22 protein-coding genes are annotated in these 23,220 nt (G+C 73.0%); 17 read left to right on the top strand and 5 right to left on the bottom strand.

Features of this window, described 5'->3' with window-relative positions:
* Positions 1–14 precede the first annotated feature (14 nt).
* From IO24_RS0120170 to IO24_RS0120155, 4 genes are all read left to right on the top strand, one after another.
* A complete protein-coding gene (locus tag IO24_RS0120170; RefSeq protein ID WP_031137553.1) occupies positions 15–1,286 on the top strand; it encodes a sensor histidine kinase in 1,272 nt (423 codons plus the stop codon).
* A complete protein-coding gene (locus IO24_RS0120165; protein ID WP_031137551.1) occupies positions 1,276–1,935 on the top strand; it encodes a response regulator in 660 nt (219 codons plus the stop codon). Before IO24_RS0120170 ends, IO24_RS0120165 begins: the two co-directional genes overlap by 11 nt.
* Before the next feature lie 97 nt (positions 1,936–2,032).
* The gene (locus tag IO24_RS0120160) at positions 2,033–2,746 is read left to right on the top strand and encodes a ScbR family autoregulator-binding transcription factor (RefSeq protein ID WP_031137548.1); all 714 of its coding nucleotides are present in this window, start codon (positions 2,033–2,035) and stop codon (positions 2,744–2,746) included.
* A gap of 116 nt (positions 2,747–2,862) precedes the next feature.
* Entirely contained in the window at positions 2,863–4,221 is a 1,359-nt protein-coding gene (locus IO24_RS0120155) for a cytochrome P450 family protein (RefSeq protein WP_031137546.1), read from the top strand.
* Here IO24_RS0120155 and IO24_RS0120150 read toward each other — a convergent pair.
* Together IO24_RS0120150 and IO24_RS0120145 are read right to left on the bottom strand one after the other, a co-directional pair.
* Positions 4,166–5,089, bottom strand: coding sequence for an NAD-dependent epimerase/dehydratase family protein (locus IO24_RS0120150; RefSeq protein WP_031137544.1), 924 nt, complete (start codon positions 5,087–5,089; stop codon positions 4,166–4,168). The genes IO24_RS0120155 and IO24_RS0120150 overlap by 56 nt on opposite strands.
* Positions 5,086–6,045, bottom strand: coding sequence for a ScbA/BarX family gamma-butyrolactone biosynthesis protein (locus IO24_RS0120145; RefSeq protein WP_078899088.1), 960 nt, complete (start codon positions 6,043–6,045; stop codon positions 5,086–5,088). The genes IO24_RS0120150 and IO24_RS0120145 overlap by 4 nt, the downstream gene beginning before the upstream one ends.
* 402 nt (positions 6,046–6,447) lie before the next feature.
* On the opposite strand from IO24_RS0120145, the gene IO24_RS0120140 reads away from it, so the two are divergent.
* The 4 genes from IO24_RS0120140 to IO24_RS0120125 all read left to right on the top strand — a co-directional run bounded on the left by IO24_RS0120140 (position 6,448) and on the right by IO24_RS0120125 (position 10,231).
* Positions 6,448–7,128, top strand: coding sequence for a ScbR family autoregulator-binding transcription factor (locus IO24_RS0120140; protein WP_031137541.1), 681 nt, complete (start codon positions 6,448–6,450; stop codon positions 7,126–7,128).
* 156 nt (positions 7,129–7,284) lie between these two features.
* Positions 7,285–8,724 carry a DUF2252 domain-containing protein gene (locus IO24_RS0120135; RefSeq protein WP_045296004.1) on the top strand — a complete coding sequence of 480 codons (1,440 nt, stop codon included), beginning with the start codon at positions 7,285–7,287 and terminating at the stop codon, positions 8,722–8,724.
* 287 nt (positions 8,725–9,011) lie between these two features.
* A complete protein-coding gene (locus tag IO24_RS0120130) occupies positions 9,012–9,839 on the top strand; it encodes a hypothetical protein (RefSeq protein WP_031137538.1) in 828 nt (275 codons plus the stop codon).
* Positions 9,840–9,901: 62 nt separating this feature from the next.
* Complete coding sequence (locus IO24_RS0120125) at positions 9,902–10,231, top strand: rhodanese-like domain-containing protein (RefSeq protein WP_031137536.1); 330 nt, start codon at positions 9,902–9,904, stop codon at positions 10,229–10,231.
* Positions 10,232–10,261: 30 nt separating this feature from the next.
* Here the strand turns inward: IO24_RS0120125 and IO24_RS0120120 are convergent, their stop codons facing one another.
* Entirely contained in the window at positions 10,262–11,395 is a 1,134-nt protein-coding gene (locus IO24_RS0120120) for an acyl-CoA dehydrogenase family protein (RefSeq protein ID WP_031137535.1), read from the bottom strand.
* A gap of 380 nt (positions 11,396–11,775) precedes the next feature.
* On the opposite strand from IO24_RS0120120, the gene IO24_RS0120115 reads away from it, so the two are divergent.
* The 3 genes from IO24_RS0120115 to IO24_RS0120105 are packed head-to-tail and all read left to right on the top strand — an operon-like array spanning position 11,776 to position 14,575.
* Positions 11,776–12,555 carry a DUF5819 family protein gene (locus tag IO24_RS0120115; RefSeq protein ID WP_031137533.1) on the top strand — a complete coding sequence of 260 codons (780 nt, stop codon included), beginning with the start codon at positions 11,776–11,778 and terminating at the stop codon, positions 12,553–12,555.
* A complete protein-coding gene (locus IO24_RS0120110) occupies positions 12,552–13,763 on the top strand; it encodes an HTTM domain-containing protein (protein WP_031137532.1) in 1,212 nt (403 codons plus the stop codon). Before IO24_RS0120115 ends, IO24_RS0120110 begins: the two co-directional genes overlap by 4 nt.
* On the top strand, positions 13,760–14,575 hold the full coding sequence (locus tag IO24_RS0120105; RefSeq protein WP_234335181.1) for a TrmH family RNA methyltransferase: 816 nt from the start codon (positions 13,760–13,762) through the stop codon (positions 14,573–14,575). The genes IO24_RS0120110 and IO24_RS0120105 overlap by 4 nt, the downstream gene beginning before the upstream one ends.
* Here the strand turns inward: IO24_RS0120105 and paaN are convergent.
* Complete coding sequence (gene paaN, locus IO24_RS0120100) at positions 14,572–16,263, bottom strand: phenylacetic acid degradation protein PaaN (RefSeq protein WP_031137530.1); 1,692 nt, start codon at positions 16,261–16,263, stop codon at positions 14,572–14,574. The two genes, IO24_RS0120105 and paaN, sit on opposite strands and share 4 nt — an antisense overlap.
* A 160-nt stretch (positions 16,264–16,423) precedes the next feature.
* Between paaN and IO24_RS0120095 the strand changes: the two genes are divergently transcribed.
* From IO24_RS0120095 to IO24_RS0120085, 3 genes are all read left to right on the top strand, one after another.
* Positions 16,424–17,947 (top strand): 3-hydroxyacyl-CoA dehydrogenase, encoded by a 1,524-nt coding sequence (locus IO24_RS0120095; RefSeq protein ID WP_031137529.1) that lies wholly within the window; start codon positions 16,424–16,426, stop codon positions 17,945–17,947.
* Entirely contained in the window at positions 17,944–18,534 is a 591-nt protein-coding gene (locus tag IO24_RS0120090; RefSeq protein ID WP_031137528.1) for a TetR/AcrR family transcriptional regulator, read from the top strand. Before IO24_RS0120095 ends, IO24_RS0120090 begins: the two co-directional genes overlap by 4 nt.
* A gap of 88 nt (positions 18,535–18,622) precedes the next feature.
* A complete protein-coding gene (locus IO24_RS0120085) occupies positions 18,623–18,931 on the top strand; it encodes a hypothetical protein (RefSeq protein WP_031137527.1) in 309 nt (102 codons plus the stop codon).
* A gap of 18 nt (positions 18,932–18,949) precedes the next feature.
* Here the strand turns inward: IO24_RS0120085 and IO24_RS0120080 are convergent, their stop codons facing one another.
* Positions 18,950–19,435 (bottom strand): Lrp/AsnC family transcriptional regulator, encoded by a 486-nt coding sequence (locus tag IO24_RS0120080; RefSeq protein ID WP_031137526.1) that lies wholly within the window; start codon positions 19,433–19,435, stop codon positions 18,950–18,952.
* Positions 19,436–19,625: 190 nt separating this feature from the next.
* On the opposite strand from IO24_RS0120080, the gene pdhA reads away from it, so the two are divergent.
* Genes pdhA through IO24_RS0120065 form a run of 3 tightly spaced genes read left to right on the top strand, consistent with a single transcriptional unit; the run spans position 19,626 to position 23,205 of the window.
* Positions 19,626–20,777: a pyruvate dehydrogenase (acetyl-transferring) E1 component subunit alpha gene (pdhA, locus tag IO24_RS0120075; protein WP_031137525.1), complete on the top strand. Its 1,152-nt coding sequence runs from the start codon at positions 19,626–19,628 to the stop codon at positions 20,775–20,777.
* Positions 20,774–21,778 carry an alpha-ketoacid dehydrogenase subunit beta gene (locus IO24_RS0120070; RefSeq protein ID WP_031137524.1) on the top strand — a complete coding sequence of 335 codons (1,005 nt, stop codon included), beginning with the start codon at positions 20,774–20,776 and terminating at the stop codon, positions 21,776–21,778. The genes pdhA and IO24_RS0120070 overlap by 4 nt, the downstream gene beginning before the upstream one ends.
* Positions 21,778–23,205 (top strand): dihydrolipoamide acetyltransferase family protein, encoded by a 1,428-nt coding sequence (locus tag IO24_RS0120065; protein WP_031137523.1) that lies wholly within the window; start codon positions 21,778–21,780, stop codon positions 23,203–23,205. Before IO24_RS0120070 ends, IO24_RS0120065 begins: the two co-directional genes overlap by 1 nt.
* Positions 23,206–23,220 lie beyond the last annotated feature (15 nt).

Raw genomic sequence — 23,220 nt, 5'->3', positions numbered from 1 at the left:
CTACGGTGATCCCCATGCACCCTCGGAACGTGTGGCAGGCCATGTCCCGCCCCGGCTATCTGCTGTCGGCGTGGCCGTGGCGGTCGGCCGGTTACCTGCTCACCGGCGCGGTCACCGGTGCCGTCGTGCTCGTGGGGATGGTGCTCCTGGTGGTGACCGGCGGGGTGCTCGCGCTCGCGCTGGTGGGCCTGCCTGTGCTGCTGGGTACGGCCCTGGCGGGCCTTCCGGTGGCGGCTCTCGAGCGGTTCCGGCTGCGGCTGGTCGACGCGGAGCCGGCGTCCGACCCGCACGAGGCGCCCGGGGAGCCGGGGCTGCGGGCCTGGCTGTCCACACGGTTGCGGGAGCGGACCACCTGGCGGGAGCTGGGCCACGCCCTGCTGTTCGCGGGCCTGTTGTGGCCGGTCGACGCCGTCGCGTTCGCCGTCTTCCTGCTGGGGCCGCTCACCGTGGTGGCGACTCCGTTGCTCATGGCCGTCTCCGGCGAGGCGAAGGTGCTCAAGGTGTGGCTGGTCAGCACCTGGCCGGCTGCCGCCGGGTGCGCCGTGCTCGGCCTGGTCCTGCTCGCCCTGGGCGCCTGGCTGGTGGGTGTGGTCGCCGGGGCCAGGGCCGGGCTGGCCAGGCTGCTGGTCGCGCCGCGGGAGGCCGACCTGGGGGCCCGGGTGGTCGAACTGGCCCGGTCGCGAGTGCGGTTGGTGGACGCCTTCGAGGCGGAGCGGCGGCGGATCGAACGCGATCTGCACGACGGGGCGCAGCAGCGGCTCGTCGCCCTGACGATGACGCTCGGGCTGGCGCGCCTCGACGCCCCGCCCGGCCCGCTCGCCGACCAGCTCGCCAAGGCGCACCAGGAGGCGGGCACGGCCCTCGCGGAACTGCGCGAGCTCATCCACGGCATCCACCCCAAGGTCCTCGCCGACTACGGTCTCGAAGCGGCCGTCGCCGACGCCGCCGACCGTTCGGCCGTGCCCGTGGACGTCGACCTGGAGCTGCCCGGGCGGCTCTCCCCGGCGGTCGAGGCCGCCGCGTACTTCGTGGTGTGCGAGGCACTGGCCAACGTGGGAAGGCACAGCGGGGCGAGCAGGGCCGAGGTGAGCGGCGGGCACCGCGACGGGCGGCTGCTCCTGCGGATACGCGACGACGGGCGCGGTGGTGCGCGGGCCGGGGAGGGCAGCGGGCTGACCGGGCTCGCCGACCGGGTGTCGGTGCTCGATGGCAGACTCTCCCTGTCCAGTCCGCCCGGCGGACCGACCCTGCTGCGTGTGGAGATCCCTTGTGACCCTGCGAGTTGAGCGGCCGCTGCGGGTCGTCCTGGCGGAGGACAGCGTGCTGCTGCGGGACGGGCTCGTCGGACTGCTCGGGCGCTGCGGGCACGAGGTCGTCGCGGCCGTGGGGGACGCCGTGGCACTGGTCGCGGCCGTCGGGGAGCACGACCCGGACGTGGTCGTGACGGACGTGCGGATGCCGCCCGGCTTCCAGGACGAGGGCCTGCACGCGGCCGTAGCGCTGCGCCGGGAGCGGTCCACGCTGCCGGTGCTGGTCCTCAGCCAGTACGTGCAGCGCCGGTACGCCGCCGAACTGCTGGACTCCGGTGACGGCACCGGCGTCGGCTATCTGCTCAAGGACCGCGTCGGCCAGGTCGAGGAGTTCGTCGAGGCGCTCGGCGAGGTGGCGGCCGGCGGTACGGTCGTGGACCCCGAGATCGTACGGCAGTTGCTGCGCCGCCGACGCGACCCGCTGGAGCGGCTCACCCCACGCGAGCGGGAGGTGCTGGCGCTGATCGCCGAGGGCAGGTCCAACAGCGCGATCGCCCGCGAACTGGTCGTCTCCGAGGCGGCCGTGGGCAAGCACGTCTCCGGCATCCTCACCAAACTGGACCTGCCGCCGGCGGCCGCGACCCACCGCCGGGTGCTGGCCGTGCTGGCGTATCTGCGGGCTTAGGAGCCGTCCCACGGCCCCTGGGCCGTCGACGCGTTGTATAAAAACCAGCAAGTTGGTTTCATTGCGTCGCCATCAGAGCCCTGCAGGGGAGCCACGGGTGACCAAACAGGACCGGGCCGTCCGGACCCGTCTCGCGCTGATCCGGTCGGCGGCCGCACAGTTCGAGGCCCGCGGGTACGTCCGGGCCAGCCTGGCGGAGATCAGCGCGGGAGCCGGCGTCAGTTCCGGCGCACTGCACTTCCACTTCGCCAACAAGGCCGCCGTCGCGGAGGCCGTCGAGGACGCTGCCGCCCGTGCCCTGCGCGCGGCCGCGGTCCGCAGCCGCTGCGACGACGGCTGCGCCCTGCAACGCCTCGTGGACGTCACGCACCACGTCGCCCGGATGCTGTCCGCCGACGGCGTGGTGCGGGCGGGGCTGCGGCTGAACGTGGAGGGGGCCGCTGGGCGGGTACGGGACCTGCGCCGGGAATGGCGCGAGTGCGTGCAGGGGCTGCTGGCCGAGGCGGAGCGCAGGGGCGAACTCGCCGCCGGTGTGACGCCGCAGCGCACCGGCGCCGTCGTCCTCGCCGCCACGACCGGCATCGAGGTGCTGGCGCGGGAGGACCACGGCTGGCTCGCCCGGCCCTCGCTGACCGACCTGTGGCGGCTGCTGCTGCCGTGTCTGGCCGCGCCGCGTCTGGCCGGGGCGCTGGATCCGGCGGGGAGTGAAGCGGTCGGGAAAGAACCCGCGGGGCGTCAACCGGCGGGGAGCGAACCGGTCGCCCAGGACGTGCCGGCGGAGGCCGGCAGGGCGGGGCTCGCGCTGCGGTAGTCACCCACCCTTGGCCAACAGTGCGTGAAGTAGTGGCCAAAACAAACCGGTTGGCAAGTTTTGCCGTCGGCCGGATCGCACCATGGATCCCCAGCCTCTGGACCAAGGAGCGATGAATGGCACAGCAGGCCTGCCCCTTCCTGTCGATCGACCCGTCCGGTCAGGACCTCTACGGCGAGATATCCCGGATCCGTGCCCAGGGCCCGGCCGTCGAGGTCGAACTCCCCGGTGGCGTCCGGGCGTGGTGGATCACCGGCCTGGAGCTGAACAAACGGCTCCTGGCCGGACCCGAGACGAGCAAGGACGCCTACCAGCACTGGCCGGCCTGGATCAACGGGGACATCTCCCGCACCTGGCCGCTCGCCATCTGGGTCTCGGTCCGCAACATGGTCACCGCCTACGGCTCCGACCACAGCCGGCTGCGCAAGCCGATGGCCGCCGCCTTCACCAAACGCCGCGTCGACGCGGTGCTGCCGCGCGTCCAGGAGATCGTCGACCGGGCGCTGGACGCCCTGGAGGGGATCCCGGAGGGCGAAGTCGTCGACCTGAGGGCGGCGTTCGCGGCGCCCATCCCGCACGAGGTGGTGTGCGAGCTCTTCGGCGTGCCGCCCGGCGAGGACGGTCCCCGCGCTGCCCTCTACCGCATCATCAACCGCTTCTTCGACACGGCGATCTCCCTGGAGGACGCCCAGGCCAACGCCGTCGACCTCTACGGCACGCTGACCGCGTTCCTCCAGCACAAGCGCGAGCACCCCGCCGACGACCTGACGACGGCGCTCATCGCGGCACGCGACGAAGGCAGCCTCAGCGAGCAGGAACTGATGGACAACCTGATCCTGCTGCTCACCGCCGGTTTCGAGACGACCGTCAACCTCATCGACAACACCGTGCACAGCCTGCTCGCCCACCCCGACCAGCTCGACCTCGTCCGCTCCGGGCGGGCGACCTGGGAGGACGCCCTGGAGGAGTCGCTGCGCTTCGAGGCGCCGGGCGCCATGTCGGGCCTGCGCTACGCCGTCGAGGACATCGAGATCGAGCCGGGCCTGACCATCCCCAAGGGTGACCCGCTCGTGGTCTCCTTCGCCGGTGCCGGGCGCGACCCCGAGCGGCACGGGCCAGACGCCGAACGGTTCGACGTGACGCGCGCCACCAGCCGCGACCACGTGTCCTTCGGCCACGGCGTGCACCACTGCCTGGGCCGCCCTCTGGCCATGGCCGAGGCGACGGTGGCCCTGACGTCGCTGTTCGCGCGCTTCCCGCGGCTGGCCCTGGCCGACCCGTCGCATCCGCCGAAGCGGCTGCGGTCCATCATCTCCACCGGCCACGAGGAACTGCCGGTGCTGCTGCACGGCCGGGAACCGGGCCCGCATCCGCAGGAGGCGGCAGCGGAGGGGGAGGCGGAAGCGGAGGGAGAGGCGGTCAGGAAACTCTCCGGCCCTGGAGGAACGCGCGGTACCAGGGCGCCGCGCGGCTGAACGCGGCCGCGAACCCCTCACCGGGTGAGCAGTCGAAGTCCTTCCAGAACGCGTCGTCCACGAACCAGTGGTCGACCGTGAGCATGCCGAGATGATGGAGGGCGAGCGGTGACCCGGCGGCCCGGTCGAGGGCGGTGGCGACGTCCACGGCCGCACCGCCGCCGGGCTCCTCCAACTCCCCGCACACAGCGGCCAGCAGGTCGGGAACCGCCACCGGCTCGGGGTGGCCGACGTGGTGCACACCGCCGCCGGACGCCGGGGAGAGGGCGGCGGCCACCACCGCACGGCCCAGGCTGTCGACGTCGATCATCGACTGGAGCGCCTCGCAGCCGGTCAGGGTGGCCGACAGCTCCTTCATCAGCCACACCAGTCCGGGTATCACCCAGCGGTCGCCCTCGCCGTATACGAGGTGCGGGCGCAGCACCAGGCCGCCCGCGTCGAGGACGTACCGTTCGGCGGCGGCCCGGGTGCGGCTGGTGGGCGACGCCGGGGCGATCGGCACCTCCGCGGGGCGTACGCCCCGGAAGGGGCCCCGGCCGAGAACGGCGGCCGTACCGACGTAGACGATCCGGCGCACTCCGGCGCGCACGGCCTCTTCGACGAGGGCCCGGGTGCCGTGGTCGTTGACCGCCTGGACGGTCTCGGCGTCGCCGCCGACTCGCGTTGCGCAGTGCACCAGGACGTCGGTGCCGGCGCAGACGCCGCGCAGTGAGGGCGGCGCGCAGAGGTCGCCGTGGACGTATTCGGGGCCGTGCGGCGCGTGCCGGGACAACAGGCGTACCTGGACACCCGGTTGCCGTTTCGCCGTGGCGGCGACCCGGCTGCCGACGAAGCCGCTCGCGCCCGTGATCAGAACCTTGACCGTCACGACAGGGACCGTACCCGCGCCGGCCGGGCGGAGGTCAGTCCGGCGGTGAAGACCAACGCGCCGTCCTGCCGCCCCGACACCCGTACGGTCACCTCCCCGGGGTGGTCTTCGAGGATCTCCGTCTCGATCCGGCACGGGCTGTGCAGTTCGGCGTACCGGGCGAACTCGGCGGTCATCCGGCCGGGCAGGAAGGGGTGCAGGCCGGACGCGGCGGTCGCGGCCTGGCGGGCCGCCTCGAACAGGACCATTCCGGGGACATGGTCGTTGGGCCGCGGGAAGAGGACCGGGTGGCCCGTGTCGACGCGCAGGTTCCAGACGCCGGGGCGGTCGGCGGGGGCGAGGACGACATCCTCGGCGCCGGCCCGTCCCGCGGTCTGTGGCGCTATGCCGGGCAGCAGCGGCACCGGCGTGTCCAGGGCGTTCAGCCTCCCCGCCCGCAGGCGGCGGTAGGCGCGCGGTGAGGTGCAGCCGGTGCTGCCGGTGCCGCGGGCGACGAGCCGTCCCGCACGGCGGAACTCCATCGTGGTCCGCATGCTGTGCAGCCCGCGGCCGCGGCGGCGGACCTCGGAGCACACGACGTCGAACTCGACCGGCTCGGCGGCCTCCGCCAGCAGCAGCGCGGTCGGGTCGACGCGGACCGTCAGGTCCCACATGACGAAGTGGGTGTCGGCCGGGGCGCCGAACTCGGCGTGCGCCAGCACCATCGAAGCCTGCCGCAACGTTTCGCCCACGATCATCGGGTCCTGGTGAAGGTCGTCCACCGGGCCGAAGAACGGGTGGTCGGCCGGCCAGTGCGCGCTGAACCGGAAACGGGCGTCGGAGATTCGGGTCCACCGGGCGGGGAAGACGTCCGTCTCGGTGGTGCGATGCGCGAGTTCTTTGGTGACGACGGTGTGGGAGCGGGGGGCGGGGCGCTCGGTGACGGGGGAAGGTGACTCGGATGCGGATGCGAACACGGGGGTGAAGGCGGCGGGTGGCGTCGTTTCGGTTTCGTCCGTGGGGGTGGTCGTCGGCGGCGCGGCTTCGTCGGTGGTCGCCGACGGCGCGGATCGCGCGGCGGCCGGACTCGGTGGCGCGGTCCCTTGGGGAAGGGCGGTTTGTGGCGGGTTCTCGACGGTCGTAGCGGTTGCGTTTGCCGGACGGCCCTCACGTCCGGTCTGATCCTCTGTGAGTGCGCTTAAAGGCCCTGTCTGCGGCATGAGAACCCCCAGGATCGGCTGCCTGGCCGCGGTCGACGCTTGACTAAGATACGGACGAGCCGGTTTTTTTCAAAGGGTGAGCCACACCGCTGGGACAGGCACTCGCGCCCTCGCCATACAGCGACTTCACAGGGATAGACGGAGAGCAGGAGGCACTCGATGGCGCGACAGGAGCGCGCGATCCGCACCCGGCGGACCATCCTGGAGGCGGCGGCGGCCGTCTTCGACGAACGCGGCTACACCTCGGCGACCATCGGCGAGATCCTGGACCGGGCAGGCGTCACCAAGGGCGCGCTGTACTTCCACTTCGGCTCCAAAGAGGAGCTGGCGGTAGGGGTCTTCGAGGAGCAGCTCGCGCTCGCGCTCCCGCCGCAGTCCAGCAGGCTCCAGGAACTCGTCGACTCCGGTCTGGTGATGGCCCGCCGGCTGCGGTCCGAACCGCTGGTGCGGGCCAGCGTGGGGCTCGCCCTCGACCAGGGGGCCATGGACCTCGACCGCACCCCGGCCTTCCGCATGTGGATCGACCAGAACACGCAGATGCTGACCGAGGCGAAGACGCGGGGCGAGCTGCTGCAGCACGTGGACGTGGCGGAGACGGCGGAGCTGCTCGTCGGCAGCTTCTCCGGGGTGCAGCTGCTGTCCCAGCTGCGCTGCCAGCGGCAGGACCTGGAGCGCCGTGTCGTCGTGCTGTTCGAGCACTTCCTGCCCAGCATCACCGTCCCGGCGGTACTGGCCCGGCTCGACATCTCGGTGGACCGGGCCGATTGGTTGCTGGCGCAGGCGCGGACGGAGGAGGAAGCGGCCGCACCGGCCGAGGCCTCCGTGCCCTCGGGGGCGTAGCCACCGCCGTGTCCTCAGGGGTGTAGCCACGTCCGTACGCGCCGGAACGGGTTGTCCACAGGTGTGGAGTTGTCCACAGGGTCTGACGCGTTTCGGCCGCCGGTTGTACGGTCGGCACGAGTTGATGTTCGTGCGCGTGCGGGGGAGGCGGTCGGGATGACCAGGGCAGAAGCTCAGGACGAGGGCGGAGCCAGGGCGAGGGACGGGGCGCCGCGCAGGCTGCCCAGGGTGCGTGGCTTCGCCGAGTGGCCCGCCGAGGGCTCGCCCAAGGACGAGGGCAAGGCCCTGCGCAAGCAGATCCCGCGCGGCGCGCACGCCACGCTCGATCTGGACCCGTCCCGGCCCGACGCGGTGAGCGCCGTCGAGGAGTCGGGCCGCGGGCGGCTGCCCGAACTGGCTCCCATCCGGGTCGGCCGCATGGCCGCCACTCCGTTCGCGTTCCTGCGCGGCTCGGCGGGCCTCATGGCGTACGACCTGGCGCGCACGCCCATGACCAGGATCCGGGCCCAGCTCTGCGGCGACGCCCACGCGGCCAATTTCGGCCTGTACGGCGACGCGCGCGGCGGCCTGGTCATCGACCTGAACGACTTCGACGAAACGGTGCTCGGTCCCTGGGAGTGGGACCTCAAACGTCTCGCGGCCTCCCTGGTGCTCGCGGGACGGGTGGCGGGCGCCGACGAGGACCAGTGCCGCAAGGCGGCCTACGACGCGGCGGGCGCCTACCGCAGGACCATGCGGCTGCTGGCCGGACTCCCGGCGCTGGACGCGTGGAACGCCATCGCGGACGAGGAACTCGTCTCCCACACGGACGCCCATGATCTGCTCGGCACGCTGGAGCGGGTCTCCGAGAAGGCCCGCCACAACACCAGCGGCCGCTTCGCGGCCAAGTCCACCGAGGCCACAGAGGACGGCGGGCGCCGCTTCGTCGACGCCCCGCCGGTGCTGCGGCGGGTCCCGGACGCGGAGGCCGCGGCGGTGGCCGCGTCCCTGGAGGAGTACGTCGGCACCCTCCAGGAGGACCGCCTGCCGCTCCTCGCCCGGCATGCGGTGCAGGACGTGGCCTTCCGGGTCGTCGGCACGGGCAGTGTCGGCACCCGCTCCTACGTCGTGCTGCTCCTGGACCACCGGGGCGAGCCGCTGGTGCTCCAGGTGAAGGAGGCGCGGGCGTCGGCGCTGGTGCCGCATCTGGTCACGGCCGGTTTCGACGCACCGGAGGCCGGTCACGAGGGCCGGCGCGTCGTGATGGGCCAGAAGCGGATGCAGGTGGTGAGCGACAACCTGCTGGGCTGGACGACGGTCGACGGGTTCCCCTTCCAGGTCCGCCAGTTCCGCAACCGCAAGGGCAGCGTCGATCCGGCAGCCCTGGCCGCCGACCAGATGGACGACTACGGCCGCATGACCGGTGCGCTCCTGGCCCGCGCGCACGCGCACAGCGCCGACCCGCGGCTCATCGCCGGGTACTGCGGGAAGAACGAGGAGCTGGACGAGGCGATGGCCACCTTCGCCGTGGCCTATGCGGACCGGACCGAGGCGGATCACGCGGAGCTGGTGGCGGGGGTGAAGGCGGGGAAGGTCGCGGCGGAGATGGGGGTGTAGGGGCCTGTGGGGCGCGAGTCGCGAAACTGAGGGCTGAGGGCTGAGGGCTGCGGGGTTGCGGCCTGAGGGCTGGGGGACGAGGCCTGCGGGTTGCGGTTGCGGGTCGTGGGCTCGCGGCCTCGCGGCCTCGCGGCCTCGCGGCCTACAGGCCTACCGGTTTCGGGCTGCTGGCTGCGAACGGCGGGCTGCCGGCTGGGTCGCTGTCCTCCGGGGCCGTCCGGCAGGTCGACGGTCCGGGGCGTCCGCCGGGGCACGGGCCCGGTCGGTCCGTCACCTAGGCTGGTCGGGTGACGACCCCGGAAGCTGACCAGGATGGTGGCGACGCCGCACGCCCCGAGGCGCGGCTGGAGCGGGCCGTGCGGGCCGCCGAGCAGGCGTTGATCGAGTACGAGATCGCGGTGGAGACCTTCCGCGTCGAGGTCGAGAACTTCTCCCGGCTGCACGAACAGAAGCTCGGCCCGCTGTACGCCCGGCTCGAGGAGCTGGACGCCCGGATCCTCGAGGCCAGAGCCGCCCGCAGCGGCGACCCCGGTGACCGGCAGCGGGCGGAGGAAGCCAGGGCGCGACTCGCCCCCATCCCCGGCGTCGAGGAACTGCTGCACGGCTGGATGGACGGCAGCGGTCTGTTCCCTGAGGCCTCCTCGATGCTCACGAACCAGCCGGTCCGGCCCCCGCAGCGGGTCCGCCCCAGCGAGGGGGCGCGCAAGCTCTACCGCGACCTCGCCCGCAAGGCCCATCCGGACCTGGCGCAGGAGGAGGAGGAACGCCGGCGGCGCGAGGAGTTCATCACGCGGGTCAACGCCGCCTACGCCCGGGGCGACGAGGCCGAGCTGCGTGAACTCGCCGAGGAGTGGGCCAAGGGACCCGAGCTGAAGCGGGGCCCGAGCCGCGCCGAGGAGCTCTACGCCCGCCTCGAGTGGCTCGCCCAGCGCAAGGAGCTGCTCGGTCTGCTCGCCAGGGAGCTGGAGGACGGCGCCATCGGCCACATGCTCCAGCTGGCCCCGGACGACCCGGACCGGCTCCTGGACGAGATCGGGCAGGGGCTGCTCGCCCAGGTCACCGAGCGGGAGGCGGAGCTGGCCGCGCTGCTCGGCGAGGGCAAGGGCCAGGACTGAGCCGCCCGGCCGGTGCTCCCGCCGGTTCCGGTAGCGTCGGACGCATGAGTTTTGGAGCTGGTGTGCCCACGGTCGCGGTCGCGGACCTCAAGGACGGCGACTTCCTGCTGGACGTCCGGGAGGACGACGAGTGGAAGGCCGGTCACGCCGAAGGGGCGCTGCACATCCCCATCAGCGAGTTCGTCGCCCGGTACGGCGAGCTGACCGAGGCGGCCCCGCAGGACGGCCGCGTCCATGTGATCTGCCGCTCCGGCGGCCGGTCCGCCCAGGTCACGATGTACCTGGCCCAGCAGGGCGTGGACGCCGTGAACGTCGACGGCGGCATGCAGGTGTGGGAGGCGGCGGGCCGTCCCGTCGTGACGGACGACGGGCAGCAGGGGTTCGTCCTCTAGCACCCACCACCCCTCCCCGGCCCGCTGCGGTCAGGCCGGCGGGTGGGCTGCCAGCAGGTCGCCCAAGGCGTCTTCGTGTGCCGCGGCCGGGCCGAGCGACAGTTCCAGATGCTTGGCCCAGGCGTGGTAGCGGTGCAGGGGGTAGTCCACGTCGGCGCCGAACCCGCCGTGCAAGTGCTGTGCGGTCTGCACGACCCGGCGGACGCCCTCCGCCGCCCAGATCTTGGCGACGGCCACGTCAGCGGCGGCGGGCAGAGGGCCCGGGGCTCCGGAGGTGATCCGCCAGGCGGCCTGCCACAGTGTGGCCTCCATCGCGCGCAGGTCGATGTAGCGGTCGGCGGCCTGCACGGCGACGGCCTGGAAGGTCGCGATCGGGAACCCGAACTGCTCCCGCTTGCCCGTGTACTCCGCGGTCATCCGCAGTACACGCTCGCCGAGCCCGAGCGCCAGCGCGCACGTCCCGGTGGCCAGCAGATCCCGCAGCCACTCCCACGCCCCGCCGGTGTCGATCACGTCCCGGGCGGCGAGCCGGGCCGACTCCAGCCGCAGCTCGCCCAGCCGCTCGCCGCTGGTGGAGAACTGCTCGGCGAGGACGACGCCCTCGTGCCCGCGCGGCACCAGGGCCAGCAGGGTCCGGCCGGTACCGGTGTGCGCGGGGACGAGCGTGACGTCCGCGTCGTGGGCCCACGGCACCGCCGTCTGCACCCCGTCCAGCACCCAGGTCCCGCCGTCCTGCCGGGCGGTCACGGCCTGCTCCGCCGGGTCGTGGCCGGTGCGGCCGTGCGCGGCGACGGTCAGGACGGTCTCGCCCCGGCCGGCCCGGGCGAGCAGGTCCGCCTTCGCCTCCGGTTTGCCGTACGCCTGGACGGCCGCCGCTGCGGCGCTGCTCTCCAGCAGGGGCACCCTGGCCAGTACCCCCGCCGACTCCCGCAGTACCAGGCACAGCGCGACGGCGTCCAGGCCGGACCCGCCGTACCGGGCGTCGAGGAGCAGGCTCAGCAGGTCCGCGTCGGCGAGCCCGGCCCACAGGGCGCGGTCGTACGTCTCGGCGACGGCGCCCGGGGTGAGGGCCGGGCTGGGCACGGCGTCGGGCGCGACCCCGGCGAACACGCCCCTCGCCGCCTCGGCCGCCGCCTGCTGCTCCTCGGTGAAGGTGAAGTCCACGGTGCCTGTCCTTCCGGCGGATCCCGTTGAGCTGACGGGGCGTCAAGATAGAACAGGTTCTAGAAGAAGGGAATGGGTGTACGGGCGGGCGCCGTAGGGTGTCACTCCTGCGGACGACCGGCCGGGGCGCCCTGTGGATAACCTGCGGGGGTCCCTTGTGGACCAGAGGGACCGCGGCTCTCGGAGGGCCGCACTCGCCGTACGGTCGGCCTCCGCGGTGTGGCGACGGCCACGGGCGGACCGGCGGACAGGGGCTGTGCCCGGGTGGGGCGTCCTGAGTACCGTGCCCGTGCCGACGCCGCGCATCGCCGCGCGGGCGGTACGACGCCCTCGCGGCCGGGCGGACGGAACGACGGACCGGGATCGTGGAACGGGGCGGAATGGACGCGTACGACGAGGGCTCGGGCGCCCGGCACGGCCCGGATACGCCGAGCCGGCCGGCCCCGCCCCCGGAGCAGGTCCCGGCGGACTCCGCCGGGCCCCATCAGCCCGGTGAACCCCGTACCGGCATCGCCGCGCTCTCGCTCCGCCACCAGATCGTGGTCGCCCTGACGCTCGCGGTCGTCGCCATCGGGGTGTGTGTGCATCTGGGGATGACGTTCCTGCACGTCGCGCCGGCGAACACGGTCACCAAGGCGCACGGCGAGGCCGTGGACGACTGGATCTATCCGGAGTTCGAGCAGAACTGGAAGCTCTTCGCACCGAATCCGCTCCAGCAGAACATCTCGATCCAGGTCCGCGCCGGGGTGCGCGGGCCGGACGGGATGACGCTGACGACCGGCTGGTACGACCTGTCCGCCGAGGACGGCCAGGCCATCGACGGCAACCTGCTGCCCAGCCACACCCAGCAGAACGAGCTGCGCCGGGCCTGGGACTTCTTCGTCGCGACGCATGACAGCGAGAACCGCCCGGTGGGGCTGCGCGGCTCGCTCTCGGAGTCGTATCTTCGCCGGATCATGGTGCTGCGCCTCGACCGCGAGCACGCGGTACGGGCGGCGACCGGGGGCGCCGGTGTCCTCGAACGGGTGCAGGTGCGCTCCCGGACCAGCAATGTGCCGCCGCCCGGGTGGAGCCGGGAGAAGGTCACCACCACGCCGTCCTACCGCGAGCTGCCGTGGTGGAAGGTCTCGCAGGACGAGGTCGCGGGAGGCGTGCGGTGAACCGCTTCTCGCTGGCCGTCTCGGGCGGTATCGCCCGCGTCACCGAGGCCGCCCTGGGCCCCTTCCAGACGGCCGTCATCCGCATCGGCTTCAGTGCCACCTGGCTGCTGTTCCTGCTCCGCGAGCTGCCCCACCGCCACGAGCTGTACGGTCCCGACGGTCCCTGGAGCTGGGATCTCGCCCAGCAGCTGGTCGCGTCCAACGGCTCCTTCACCATTCTGATGTGGTCGGACGGCCGGGTCTGGTTCGAGATCGTCTACGTGCTCGCGGTCCTCTCCAGTGCCCTGCTGATGCTGGGCTGGCGCACCCGCACCGTGTCGGTGCTGTTCATGGTCGGCGTGCTGTCGCTGCAGAACCGCAGTGTCTTCATGGGTGACGGCGGCGACAACGTGCTGCACCTGATGTCGATCTACCTGGTGTTCACGCGGTGCGCCCAGGTGTGGTCGCTGGACGCCCGGCGGGCCGCGCGGGACCGGGCGGCCCGCGCGCGGGGCGAGCGGGTCACGGACCGTACGGGGCCGGCCCTGTGGGGTGTGCTCGGTTTCGTGCTGGTCGCGGCCACCTTGGCCGGACGGATGCAGGGCGACTGGCTGATACCGGCGCTGCTGTGGACGGTGTGGGTGGCGCAGGCCTTGTGGTGGCTGGTCGGGCGGCGGGCCGGGACCGGAGAGCCGCGGGTCCTGCTGGACGTGATCGCCACCATCGTGCACAACGGCGCCCTGCTCGTGATCATGGCCGAGGCGTGCCTGATCTACGCGACGGCCGGCTGGTACAAGATCCAGGGCTCCCGCTGGCAGGACGGCACCGCGGTCTACTACCCGCTGCACCTGGAGTACTTCTCGCCCTGGCCGGCGCTCGCCGATCTGCTGTCCGCCAGCGGCACGATGGTGATGCTGGTGACCTACGGAACGGTCCTCGTGCAGGTCGCCTTCCCGTTCACCCTGTTCAACCGGCGGGTGAAGAACGTCCTGCTGGCCGTGATGATGACCGAGCACGCGGTGATCGCCGTGGTCCTCGGTCTGCCGTTCTTCTCGCTGGCGATGATCGCGGCGGACGCGGTGTTCCTGCCGACGGGCTTCCTGCGCCGGCTGGGCGGCCGGGCGGCCCGCGCGCGTGACCGGCTCCCGCGCCGGGGCGGGCGTACGCCCCTGCCCGGGCAGCGCGCCCAGGAGAGCTCCGAGACCACGCACGTAGGCTTCGGGGCATGACCGACCCCGTGACCGTCTGGCACCGGCTCGCCGGCGACACCGTCCTGCTCGACGGGTTCCACGCCCTCAAGCACGCGCTGCGTTTCGGCGCCGAGGTGCCGGTGGCGGTCACCGCCGACCGGGCGGCCGCGCTCGCCCTCGCCGACGAGCTGGCCCCGGACGTCCGGGACGCGCTGGCCGGGCTGCTGACGGAGGTGCCGCACGAGACGTACGCGTCGTTCGTGCCGCGCCCGCACCCCACCGCCGTGGCCGCCCTGGCCGTACGGCCGTCCCGCGCCTCCAGCCTGGAGAAGCTGGCGCACGTGCCCCGGACGGCCCCGGTCGTGGTGCTCGACAACCCGCGCAACCTGGGCAACGCGGGGGCGGTGATCCGCCTGGCCGCCGGTTTCGGGGCGACCGGTGTGGTGACGACCGGGACGGTCGACCCCTGGCACCCGACGGTCGTGCGGGGCGGGGCGGGTCTGCACTTCGCGACGACGGTGGAGCGGTTGAGCGCCGACGAGCTGCCGCCGGGTCCGCTGTTCGCGCTGGACCCGGAGGGCGACGACATCCGGGGCGTCAAGCTCCCGGACGACGCCGTCCTCGCTTTCGGCTCCGAGCGCACCGGCCTGTCGGCCGAGCTGCGTGCCCGGGCGGACCATCTGCTGTCCCTCCCGATGCGCCCCCAGGTCTCCAGCTACAACCTCGCGACCAGTGTCGCGATGACCCTGTACCACTGGAGCTGCGGTGCGGATCTCAGGGGCGCGGGGAACTGCGCGACGAACCACAACGCACCGGCAGCCGCGCAATCACCGCACCTCCCGAGCTCCTAGGCGTCCCGGCGCACCTCGACCACCCGGAACCGGTTGGCCACGAACGCCCCGTCGCACAGCGCCGCACTCGCCGCCGGGTTGCCCCCCGACCCGTGGAAGTCGGAGAACGCGGCTGTCTGGTTCACGTACACCCCGCCCGTGAGGTTCAGCGACAGCTGTGCCGCCTCCTCCAGGCAGACCTCCTGCACGGTCTGCTCGACCTCCGGGTCGGTCGTGTACGCCCCGACGGTCATCGCGCCCTTCTCGCGGACGGTCCGCCGCAGCAGCTCCGCCGCGTCCGCGGCCGAGTCGACCGCCACGGCGAAGGACACCGGCCCGAAGCACTCGCTCATGTACGCGGCCTCGTCGTCCGGCTTGGCCCCGTCCAGCTTCACGATCACCGGCGTACGGACGACCGCCCTGGGGAAGTCCGGGTTGGTGATCTCCCGGGAGGCCAGGGCGACCTCGCCCAGCCCCGAAGCGGCCTCCAGGCGGGCCTTCACGTCCGGGTTGACGATCGCGCCGAGCAGGGCGTTCGCCCGGGCGTCGTCACCGAGCAGCCCGTCGACCGACTTGGCCAGGTCCGCGACCACCTCGTCGTAGGACTTGGGGCCCTGGTCCGTGGAGATGCCCTCGCGGGGGACGAGGAGGTTCTGCGGGGTGGTGCACATCTGGCCGCTGTACAGGGACAGCGAGAACGCCAGGTTGGAGAGCATGCCCTTGTAGTCGGACGTGGAGTGGACGACGACGGTGTTGACGCCGGCCTTCTCCGTGTAGACCTGCGCCTGGCGGGCGTTGGCCTCCAGCCAGTCGCCGAACTCGGTCGAGCCCGTGTAGTCGATGATCCGGATCTCGGGGCGCAGCGCGAGCGTCTTGGCGATGCCCTCGCCGGGGCGTTCGGCGGCCAGCGCCACCAGGTTCGGGTCGAAACCGGCCTCGGCGAGCACCTCGCGCGCGACCTGCACGGTGAGCGCGAGCGGCAGCACCGCGCGCGGGTGGGGCTTGACCAGGACCGCGTTGCCGGTGGCGAGGGAGGCGAACAGGCCCGGGTAGCCGTTCCACGTCGGGAAGGTGTTGCAGCCGATCATCAGGGCGATGCCGCGCGGGACCGGCGTGAACTGCTTGGTCATGGCCAGCGGGTCGCGCTTGCCCTGCGGCTTGTTCCACTCGGCGTTGTCGGGCGTGCGCACCTGCTCCACATAGGCGTACGCCACCGCCTCCAGGCCGCGGTCCTGCGCGTGCGGCCCGCCCGCCTGGAACGCCATCATGAACGCCTGGCCGGAGGTGTGCATGACCGCGTGCGCGAACTCGTGCGTCCGGTCGCTGATCCGCTTGAGGATCTCCAGGCAGACCACCGCGCGCTGCTCCGCGCCCGCGTCCCGCCAGGCCCGCTGCCCGGCCTTCATGGCGGGCAGCAGCACGTCCAGGTCCGCGTGCGGGTACGTCACGTCCAGGTCGACGCCGTACGGGGACGTCTCGCCGCCCACCCAGTCGTCCGTCCCGGGCTGGCCGAGGTCGAGGCGGGAGCCGAGCAGGGCGTCGAAGGCGGCCTTGCCCGCCGCCGCGTCCAGGCTGCCGTTCTCCCCGTAGGCCTTGGGGTGCTCGGGGTGCGGGGACCAGTACGCGCGTGTGCGGATCGCTTCCAGCGCCTGGTCGAGGGTGGACCGGTGCCGGGCGATCAGCTCGTGCGCCGAGAGTGCGGCGGTCATGGGTGACCAACTCCTCGTCTCAAGAACTCCTCGTCGAGTTCATGACCTGGGCAGAAACCTGGGCAGGAACACTCGGACAGAGCTAGAGTAACCGAACGATCGGTCGGTTCAAGGGGGTCCGCCGCATCTGTGGAAAACCCCGTGCGGGAGGATCGCGCACATGACAGCACTCGACCTCAGCAGCCCCGTGGCCGTCGTCGGCACCGGCACGATGGGCCAGGGAATCGCCCAGGTCGCGCTGGTCGCGGGCCACCCCGTACGGCTGTACGACACCGTCCCCGGGCGGGCCCGGGAGGCCGCCGACGCGATCGGTGCCCGCCTGGACCGGCTCGTCGAGAAGGACCGGCTCACCGGCGCCGACCGGGACGCCGCCCGCGCCCGGCTGCTGCCCGCCGAGGACCTCCCCGAGCTCGCCGACTGCGCCCTGGTCGTCGAGGCCGTCCTGGAGCGGCTGGACGTCAAGCAGGACCTGTTCCGCGCGCTGGAGGGCATCGTCGACGACGACTGCCTGCTCGCCACCAACACCTCGTCGCTGTCCGTCACGGCCATCGGCGGTGCCCTGCGCATCCCGGGCCGGTTCGTCGGCCTGCACTTCTTCAACCCCGCGCCGCTGCTGCCGCTGGTCGAGGTCGTCTCCGGGTTCGCCACCGACGTCTCGTCCGCCACGCGCGCGTACGAGTCCGCCCGCGCCTGGGGCAAGACGCCGGTCGCCTGCGCGGACACCCCCGGCTTCATCGTCAACCGCATCGCCCGGCCCTTCTACGCCGAGGCCTTCGCGGTCTACGAGGCACAGGGCGCCGACCCGGCCACCATCGACGCCGTGCTGCGCGAGTCGGGCGGCTTCCGGATGGGCGCGTTCGAGCTGACCGACCTGATCGGCCAGGACGTCAACGAGTCCGTCACGCAGTCGGTCTGGCAGTCCTTCTTCCAGGACGTGCGCTTCACGCCGTCCCTCGCCCAGCGGCGCCTGGTCGAGTCCGGCCGCCTCGGCCGCAAGACCGGCCAGGGCTGGTACGACCACCGGGACGGCGCCGAGCGTCCCGAGCCGGACACGGCCGAGAAGCGGCAGCCGCCCGCGTACGTCGTAGCCGAGGGCGACCTGGGCCCTGCCGCCGAGCTGCTCACACTGATCCGTGAGGCGGGCATCCCCGTCCGCGACGAGGACGACGACGAGGACCAGGGGGCCTGTCTGCTGCTCCCGAGCGGCGGCCGGCTCGTCCTCGCCGACGGGCAGACCGCCGTGGAGTTCAGGGACTTGGTCTACTTCGACCTCGCCCTGGACTACCGCAAGGCCACCCGGATCGCCCTCTCCGCCTCGCAGGACACCTCCCCGCAGACCCTCGCCGAGGCCACTGGCCTCTTCCAGGCGCTCGGCAAGCAGGTCAGCTTCATCGGCGACCTGCCCGGCATGATCGTCGCCCGTACGGTCGCGCGGATCATCGACCTGGCGCACGACGCGGTCGCCAAGGGCGTCGCCACCGAGGAGGACATCGACACCGCGATGCGGCTCGGCGTCAACTACCCGCTGGGCCCCTTCGAGTGGAGCCGCAGACTCGGCCGCACCTGGGCCTACACGCTCCTGGACGACATGCACCGGTGTGACACCTCGGGCCGTTACGCGCCGTCACTGGCGCTGTACCGCCACGCCCACGCCTCCGACCCGCGGGAGGGCACAGCCTCATGACCACCGCCAAGCGCGACACCTACACCCCGGACACGCTGCTGTCCGTGGCCGTCCAGGTGTTCATCGAGCGTGGCTACGACGGCACCTCCATGGAGCACCTCTCCAAGGCTGCCGGCATCTCCAAGTCGTCGATCTACCACCACGTCGCCGGCAAGGAGGAGCTGCTGCGCCGGGCCGTGAGCCGGGCCCTGGACGGCCTCTTCGGGATCCTCGACGAGGAGCACGCGCGCGTGGGGCGCGCCGCCGACCGCCTGGAGTACGTCGTCCGGCGCATGGTCGAGGTGCTCATCACCGAGCTGCCCTATGTGACCCTCCTGCTGCGCGTGCGCGGCAACACCGACGCCGAGCGGTGGGCCCTGGAGCGGCGCCGCGACTTCGACCACCGGGTCGCCGACCTGCTCAAGGCGGCCGCCGAGGACGGGGACGTGCGCGCCGACATAGACGTCCGGCTGGTGACCCGGCTGGTCTTCGGCATGATCAACTCGATCGTCGAGTGGTACCGGCCGGACGGCCGCGGCATGAGCGAGCGCGAGGTGGCCGACGCGGTGGTGCTGCTGGCCTTCTCCGGCCTGCGCAAAGCCGCCTGACCGCGGCCCCCTGCATGAGTACCCGCGCGCGGACGGGATGAGTACGCGTGACGATGTCCCGTCCACCCCGCGGTGATGGGGTGGGTGCATGCTCGGACATGACGCGCCGCCCTCCCCCGCCACCCACCGGACGTGGTGGCGGGCCCCGCTCGTGGCGACCCTGCTCGGCCTGCCGCTCCTCGCGCTGGAGTACCGCTGGTTCGCCGCCCAGGACGGCCCCGGCGCTTTCTCGGGCGTGCTGTTCTGGGCGACCGGCCTGCTTGTGCTCGCCTGGGTGCTGCCGCACCGCCGGTCCCTGCGCGGACTGCGGATGGCGGCGGCCGGCACCGGGCTCGGATGCGCGCTGCTCCCGGTGACGTTCGCGGTGCTGCTCGGCGTCGCGGTGGCCTCGAGCTGACGGGCGCGGTCCGGCCGCTCAGCCCTGCGGTTCCAGGTCCTCCTCCTCGAACACCAGCAGCGTGCGTGTGCTGAGCACCTGCGGGATCGCCTGGAGCCGGGTCAGCACCAGCTCGCGCAGCGCCCGGTTGTCGGACACGTGCACCAGCAGCAGCACGTCGAAATCGCCGCCCACCAGGGCGATGTGGGAGGCGCCGGGCAGCTGTCTGAGTTCTTCGCGCACCGTGCGCCAGGAGTTCTGCACGATCTTCAGCGTGATGTACGCGGACGTGCCCTGGCCTGCCCGCTCGTGGTCGACGCGGGCGCCGAACCCGCGGATGACACCGTCCTCGACGAGCCGGTTGATGCGGGCGTAGGCGTTGGCGCGCGAGACGTGGACCCGCTCGGCGACCGACCGTATCGAGGCGCGGCCGTCCGCCTGCAGCATGCGCAGGATGTCCTGATCTATGGCGTCCAGGGGGCGCGGCGGCGGCAGGGTGCCGGTGTCGTCCTGCCGTTCGGCCATTTGTTCAGATGCCACCTGTGCCGACCTCCCTGCCGTGGACGTACTGCGTCCATCTCAGGCTGTGGAGAACCGTTTGTCCACAGCCTGAGGCCACCCGTAGCCAAAATGTGCCGGCGACCGAACAATCGGTAGGTGAGGCGCGTCACAGCCGACGCGTCTCTCCAAGCCACTCCCACGAGGAGGTGCCGTCATGACGGTCATGGAGCAGCGGGGCGCGTACCGGCCGACCCCGCCGCCCGCCTGGCAGCCGCGCATGGATCCCGCGCCGCTGCTGCCCGACGCGGAGCCGTACCGTGTCCTCGGCACCGAGGCGGCCGCGAAGGCCGACCCGGAGCTCCTGCGGGCGCTGTACGCGCAGCTGGTGAAGGGCCGCCGCTACAACGCGCAGGCCACCGCCCTCACCAAGCAGGGCCGTCTCGCGGTCTACCCCTCCACCACCGGCCAGGAGGCCTGCGAGGTCGCCGCCGCGATGGTGCTGGAGCAGCGCGACTGGCTCTTCCCCAGCTACCGCGACACCCTCGCCGTGGTGGCCCGCGGGGTGGACCCCGTCGAGGCGCTCACCCTGCTGCGCGGCGACTGGCACACCGGCTACGACCCGTACGAGCACCGGGTCGCCCCCCTGTGCACCCCCCTCGCCACCCAGCTGCCGCACGCCGTGGGCCTCGCGCACGCCGCCCGCCTCAAGGGCGACGACGTGGTCGCCCTGGCCATGGTCGGCGACGGCGGCACCAGCGAGGGCGACTTCCACGAGGCGCTGAACTTCGCCGCCGTCTGGCAGGCCCCGGTCGTCTTCTTCGTGCAGAACAACGGCTTCGCGATCTCCGTCCCGCTCGCCAAACAGACCGCGGCCCCGTCGCTGGCCCACAAGGCCGTCGGCTACGGCATGCCCGGCCGTCTGGTCGACGGCAACGACGCCGCCGCCGTCCACGAGGTGCTCTCCGACGCCGTACGCCACGCCCGCGCGGGCGGCGGTCCCACCCTCGTCGAGGCGATCACCTACCGCGTCGACGCCCACACCAACGCCGACGACGCGACCCGCTACCGCGGCGACGCCGAGGTCGAGACCTGGCGTGAGCACGACCCGATCCGGCTGCTGGAGCGCGAGCTGACCGGGCGCGGCCTGCTCGACGAGGCCGGCATCGAGGCCGCCCGCCAGGACGCCGAGACCATGGCCGCGGCCCTGCGCGAGCACATGAACCAGGACCCGGCCCTGGACCCCATGGACCTGTTCACCCACGTCTACGCCGAGCCGACCGGGCAACTGCGCGAGCAGCGGGAGCAGCTGCGGGCCGAGCTGGAGGCCGAGGCCGGCACCGAGCCGGAGGGGGGCACGCACCGATGACCACCGTCGCCGTCAAGCCGGCCACCATGGCGCAGGCCCTCACCCGCGCGCTGCGCGACGCCATGGCCGCCGACCCCGCCGTGCACGTCATGGGCGAGGACGTCGGCACCCTCGGCGGCGTCTTCCGCGTCACCGACGGACTCGCCAAGGAGTTCGGCGAGGACCGCTGCACGGACACCCCGCTCGCCGAGGCGGGCATCCTCGGCACCGCGGTCGGCATGGCCATGTACGGCTTGCGCCCGGTCGTGGAGATGCAGTTCGACGCGTTCGCCTACCCGGCGTTCGAGCAGCTCATCTCGCACGTGGCGCGCATGCGCAACCGCACCCGCGGCAAGATGCCCCTCCCGATCACCATCCGCGTGCCCTACGGCGGCGGCATCGGCGGCGTCGAGCACCACAGCGACTCCTCCGAGGCGTACTACATGGCGACTCCGGGGCTCCATGTCGTCACGCCCGCGACCGTCGCCGACGCCTACGGGCTGCTGCGCGCCGCCATCGCCTCCGACGACCCGGTCGTCGTCCTGGAGCCGAAGCGGCTGTACTGGTCGAAGGACTCCTGGAACCCCGAGGAGCCGGCGCCCGTTGAACCGATAGGCCGCGCGGTGGTGCGGCGCCCGGGCCGGAGCGCCACACTCATCACGTACGGGCCGTCCGTACCCGTCTGCATGGAGGCGGCCGAGGCGGCCCTGGCCGAGGGCTGGGACCTCGAAGTCGTCGACCTGCGCTCCCTGGTGCCGTTCGACGACGAGACGGTGTGTGCCTCGGTGCGGCGGACGGGACGCGCGGTCGTCGTCCACGAGTCGGGTTCCTTCGGGGGCCCGGGCGGGGAGATCGCGGCCCGGGTCACGGAGCGCTGCTTCCACCACCTGGAGGCGCCGGTGCTGCGCGTGGCCGGGTTCGACGTCCCGTACCCGCCGCCGATGCTGGAGCGCCACCACCTGCCCGGTGTGGACCGGATCCTGGACGCCGTGGGGCGTCTGCAGTGGGAGGCCGAGAGCTGATGGCACAGGTGCTCGAGTTCAAGCTGCCCGACCTCGGGGAGGGGCTCACCGAGGCGGAGATCGTGCGCTGGCTGGTCGAGGTCGGTGACGTGGTCGCGATCGACCAGCCGGTCGTCGAGGTCGAGACGGCCAAGGCGATGGTCGAGGTGCCGTGCCCCTACGGAGGTGTGGTCACGGCCCGCTTCGGCGAGGAGGGCACGGAACTGCCCGTCGGCGCCCCGCTGATCACCGTGGCGGTGGGGGAGCGTCCGGCCACCGGCGCCGGCGACGCCGGCTCCGAGGGCTCGGGCAACGTCCTGGTCGGATACGGCACCTCCGAGGCGCCCGCGCGGCGCCGCCGGGTACGGCAGGAGCGACCGGTGCCCGGCCCGTCCGCGACAACCGGGCAGGCGGGAGCCGCCGGGAGGGTGAACGGGCGGGCCGACGCCGCCGCGAGCCCGGTGAACGCGCAGGCCGCAGGCGCCGCCCCGGTGAAGGCGCAGGGCGACGGCCTCGCGACGGAGGACGGACCCGTCCCCGTGATCTCGCCCCTGGTGCGCCGGCTGGCCCGGCAGAACGGCCTGGACCTGCGGGAGCTGACGGGCCGCGGACCCGACGGGCTGATCCTGCGGGCGGACGTGGAGTACGCCCTGCGCGCCGCGGGCCAGGGCGCCACGGCGGCACCGGCCGCCGAGCCGCACCCGCGCGTGCCGCGGGCATCCGCTCCCCAGCCCTCGGTGGCCTCCGCCGCGGGCCCCGGCGAGATCCGCACCCCCCTCAAGGGCGTCCGGGGCGCCGTCGCCGACAAGCTGGCGCGCAGTCGCCGCGAGATCCCCGACGCCACCTGCTGGGTGGACGCCGACGCCACGGAGCTCATGCGGGCGCGTACGGCCATGAACGCGGCGGGCGGACCGAAGATCTCCCTCCTGGCGCTGCTGGCCCGGATCTGCACCGCGGCCCTCGCCCGCTTCCCCGAGCTCAACGCCACGGTGGACGCGGAGGCCAGGGAGATCGTCCGGTTCGACCACGTGCACCTGGGCTTCGCGGCGCAGACCGACCGGGGCCTGGTCGTCCCGGTCGTACGGGACGCGCACGCGCGCGACGCCGAGTCGCTGACCGCCGAGTTCGCCCGGCTGACCGAGGCGGGCCGGACGGGGGCGCTGACGCCGGGCGAACTCACCGGCGGGACCTTCACGCTGAACAACTACGGCGTGTTCGGCGTCGACGGCTCCACCCCGATCATCAACCACCCCGAGGCTGCCATGCTCGGCGTCGGCCGCATCGTCCCCAAGCCGTGGGTGCACGAGGGCGAGCTGGCGGTGCGGCAGGTCGTCCAGCTCTCGCTCACCTTCGACCACCGGGTGTGCGACGGGGGCGTGGCCGGCGGCTTCCTGCGGTACGTGGCGGACTGCGTGGAACAACCGGCGGTGCTGCTGCGGACGCTCTGACGTGAGCGTGTCGGT

The sequence above is a fragment of the Streptomyces flavovariabilis genome (assembly GCF_000725785.1).
GTDB lineage: Bacteria > Actinomycetota > Actinomycetes > Streptomycetales > Streptomycetaceae > Streptomyces > Streptomyces hawaiiensis.
This window is presented reverse-complemented; position numbering and strand designations above follow the sequence as displayed.

Coding starts and splice junctions, on each gene's coding strand:
- IO24_RS0120170 (WP_031137553.1), top strand. CDS start 15: ATGCACCCTCGGAACGTGTGGCAGGCCATGTCCCGCCCCGGCTATCTG.
- IO24_RS0120155 (WP_031137546.1), top strand. CDS start 2,863: ATGGCACAGCAGGCCTGCCCCTTCCTGTCGATCGACCCGTCCGGTCAG.
- IO24_RS0120140 (WP_031137541.1), top strand. CDS start 6,448: ATGGCGCGACAGGAGCGCGCGATCCGCACCCGGCGGACCATCCTGGAG.
- IO24_RS0120135 (WP_045296004.1), top strand. CDS start 7,285: ATGACCAGGGCAGAAGCTCAGGACGAGGGCGGAGCCAGGGCGAGGGAC.
- IO24_RS0120115 (WP_031137533.1), top strand. CDS start 11,776: ATGGACGCGTACGACGAGGGCTCGGGCGCCCGGCACGGCCCGGATACG.
- IO24_RS0120105 (WP_234335181.1), top strand. CDS start 13,760: ATGACCGACCCCGTGACCGTCTGGCACCGGCTCGCCGGCGACACCGTC.
- paaN (WP_031137530.1), bottom strand. CDS start 16,263: ATGACCGCCGCACTCTCGGCGCACGAGCTGATCGCCCGGCACCGGTCC.
- IO24_RS0120095 (WP_031137529.1), top strand. CDS start 16,424: ATGACAGCACTCGACCTCAGCAGCCCCGTGGCCGTCGTCGGCACCGGC.
- IO24_RS0120090 (WP_031137528.1), top strand. CDS start 17,944: ATGACCACCGCCAAGCGCGACACCTACACCCCGGACACGCTGCTGTCC.
- IO24_RS0120085 (WP_031137527.1), top strand. CDS start 18,623: ATGCTCGGACATGACGCGCCGCCCTCCCCCGCCACCCACCGGACGTGG.
- IO24_RS0120080 (WP_031137526.1), bottom strand. CDS start 19,435: ATGGCCGAACGGCAGGACGACACCGGCACCCTGCCGCCGCCGCGCCCC.
- pdhA (WP_031137525.1), top strand. CDS start 19,626: ATGACGGTCATGGAGCAGCGGGGCGCGTACCGGCCGACCCCGCCGCCC.
- IO24_RS0120070 (WP_031137524.1), top strand. CDS start 20,774: ATGACCACCGTCGCCGTCAAGCCGGCCACCATGGCGCAGGCCCTCACC.
- IO24_RS0120065 (WP_031137523.1), top strand. CDS start 21,778: ATGGCACAGGTGCTCGAGTTCAAGCTGCCCGACCTCGGGGAGGGGCTC.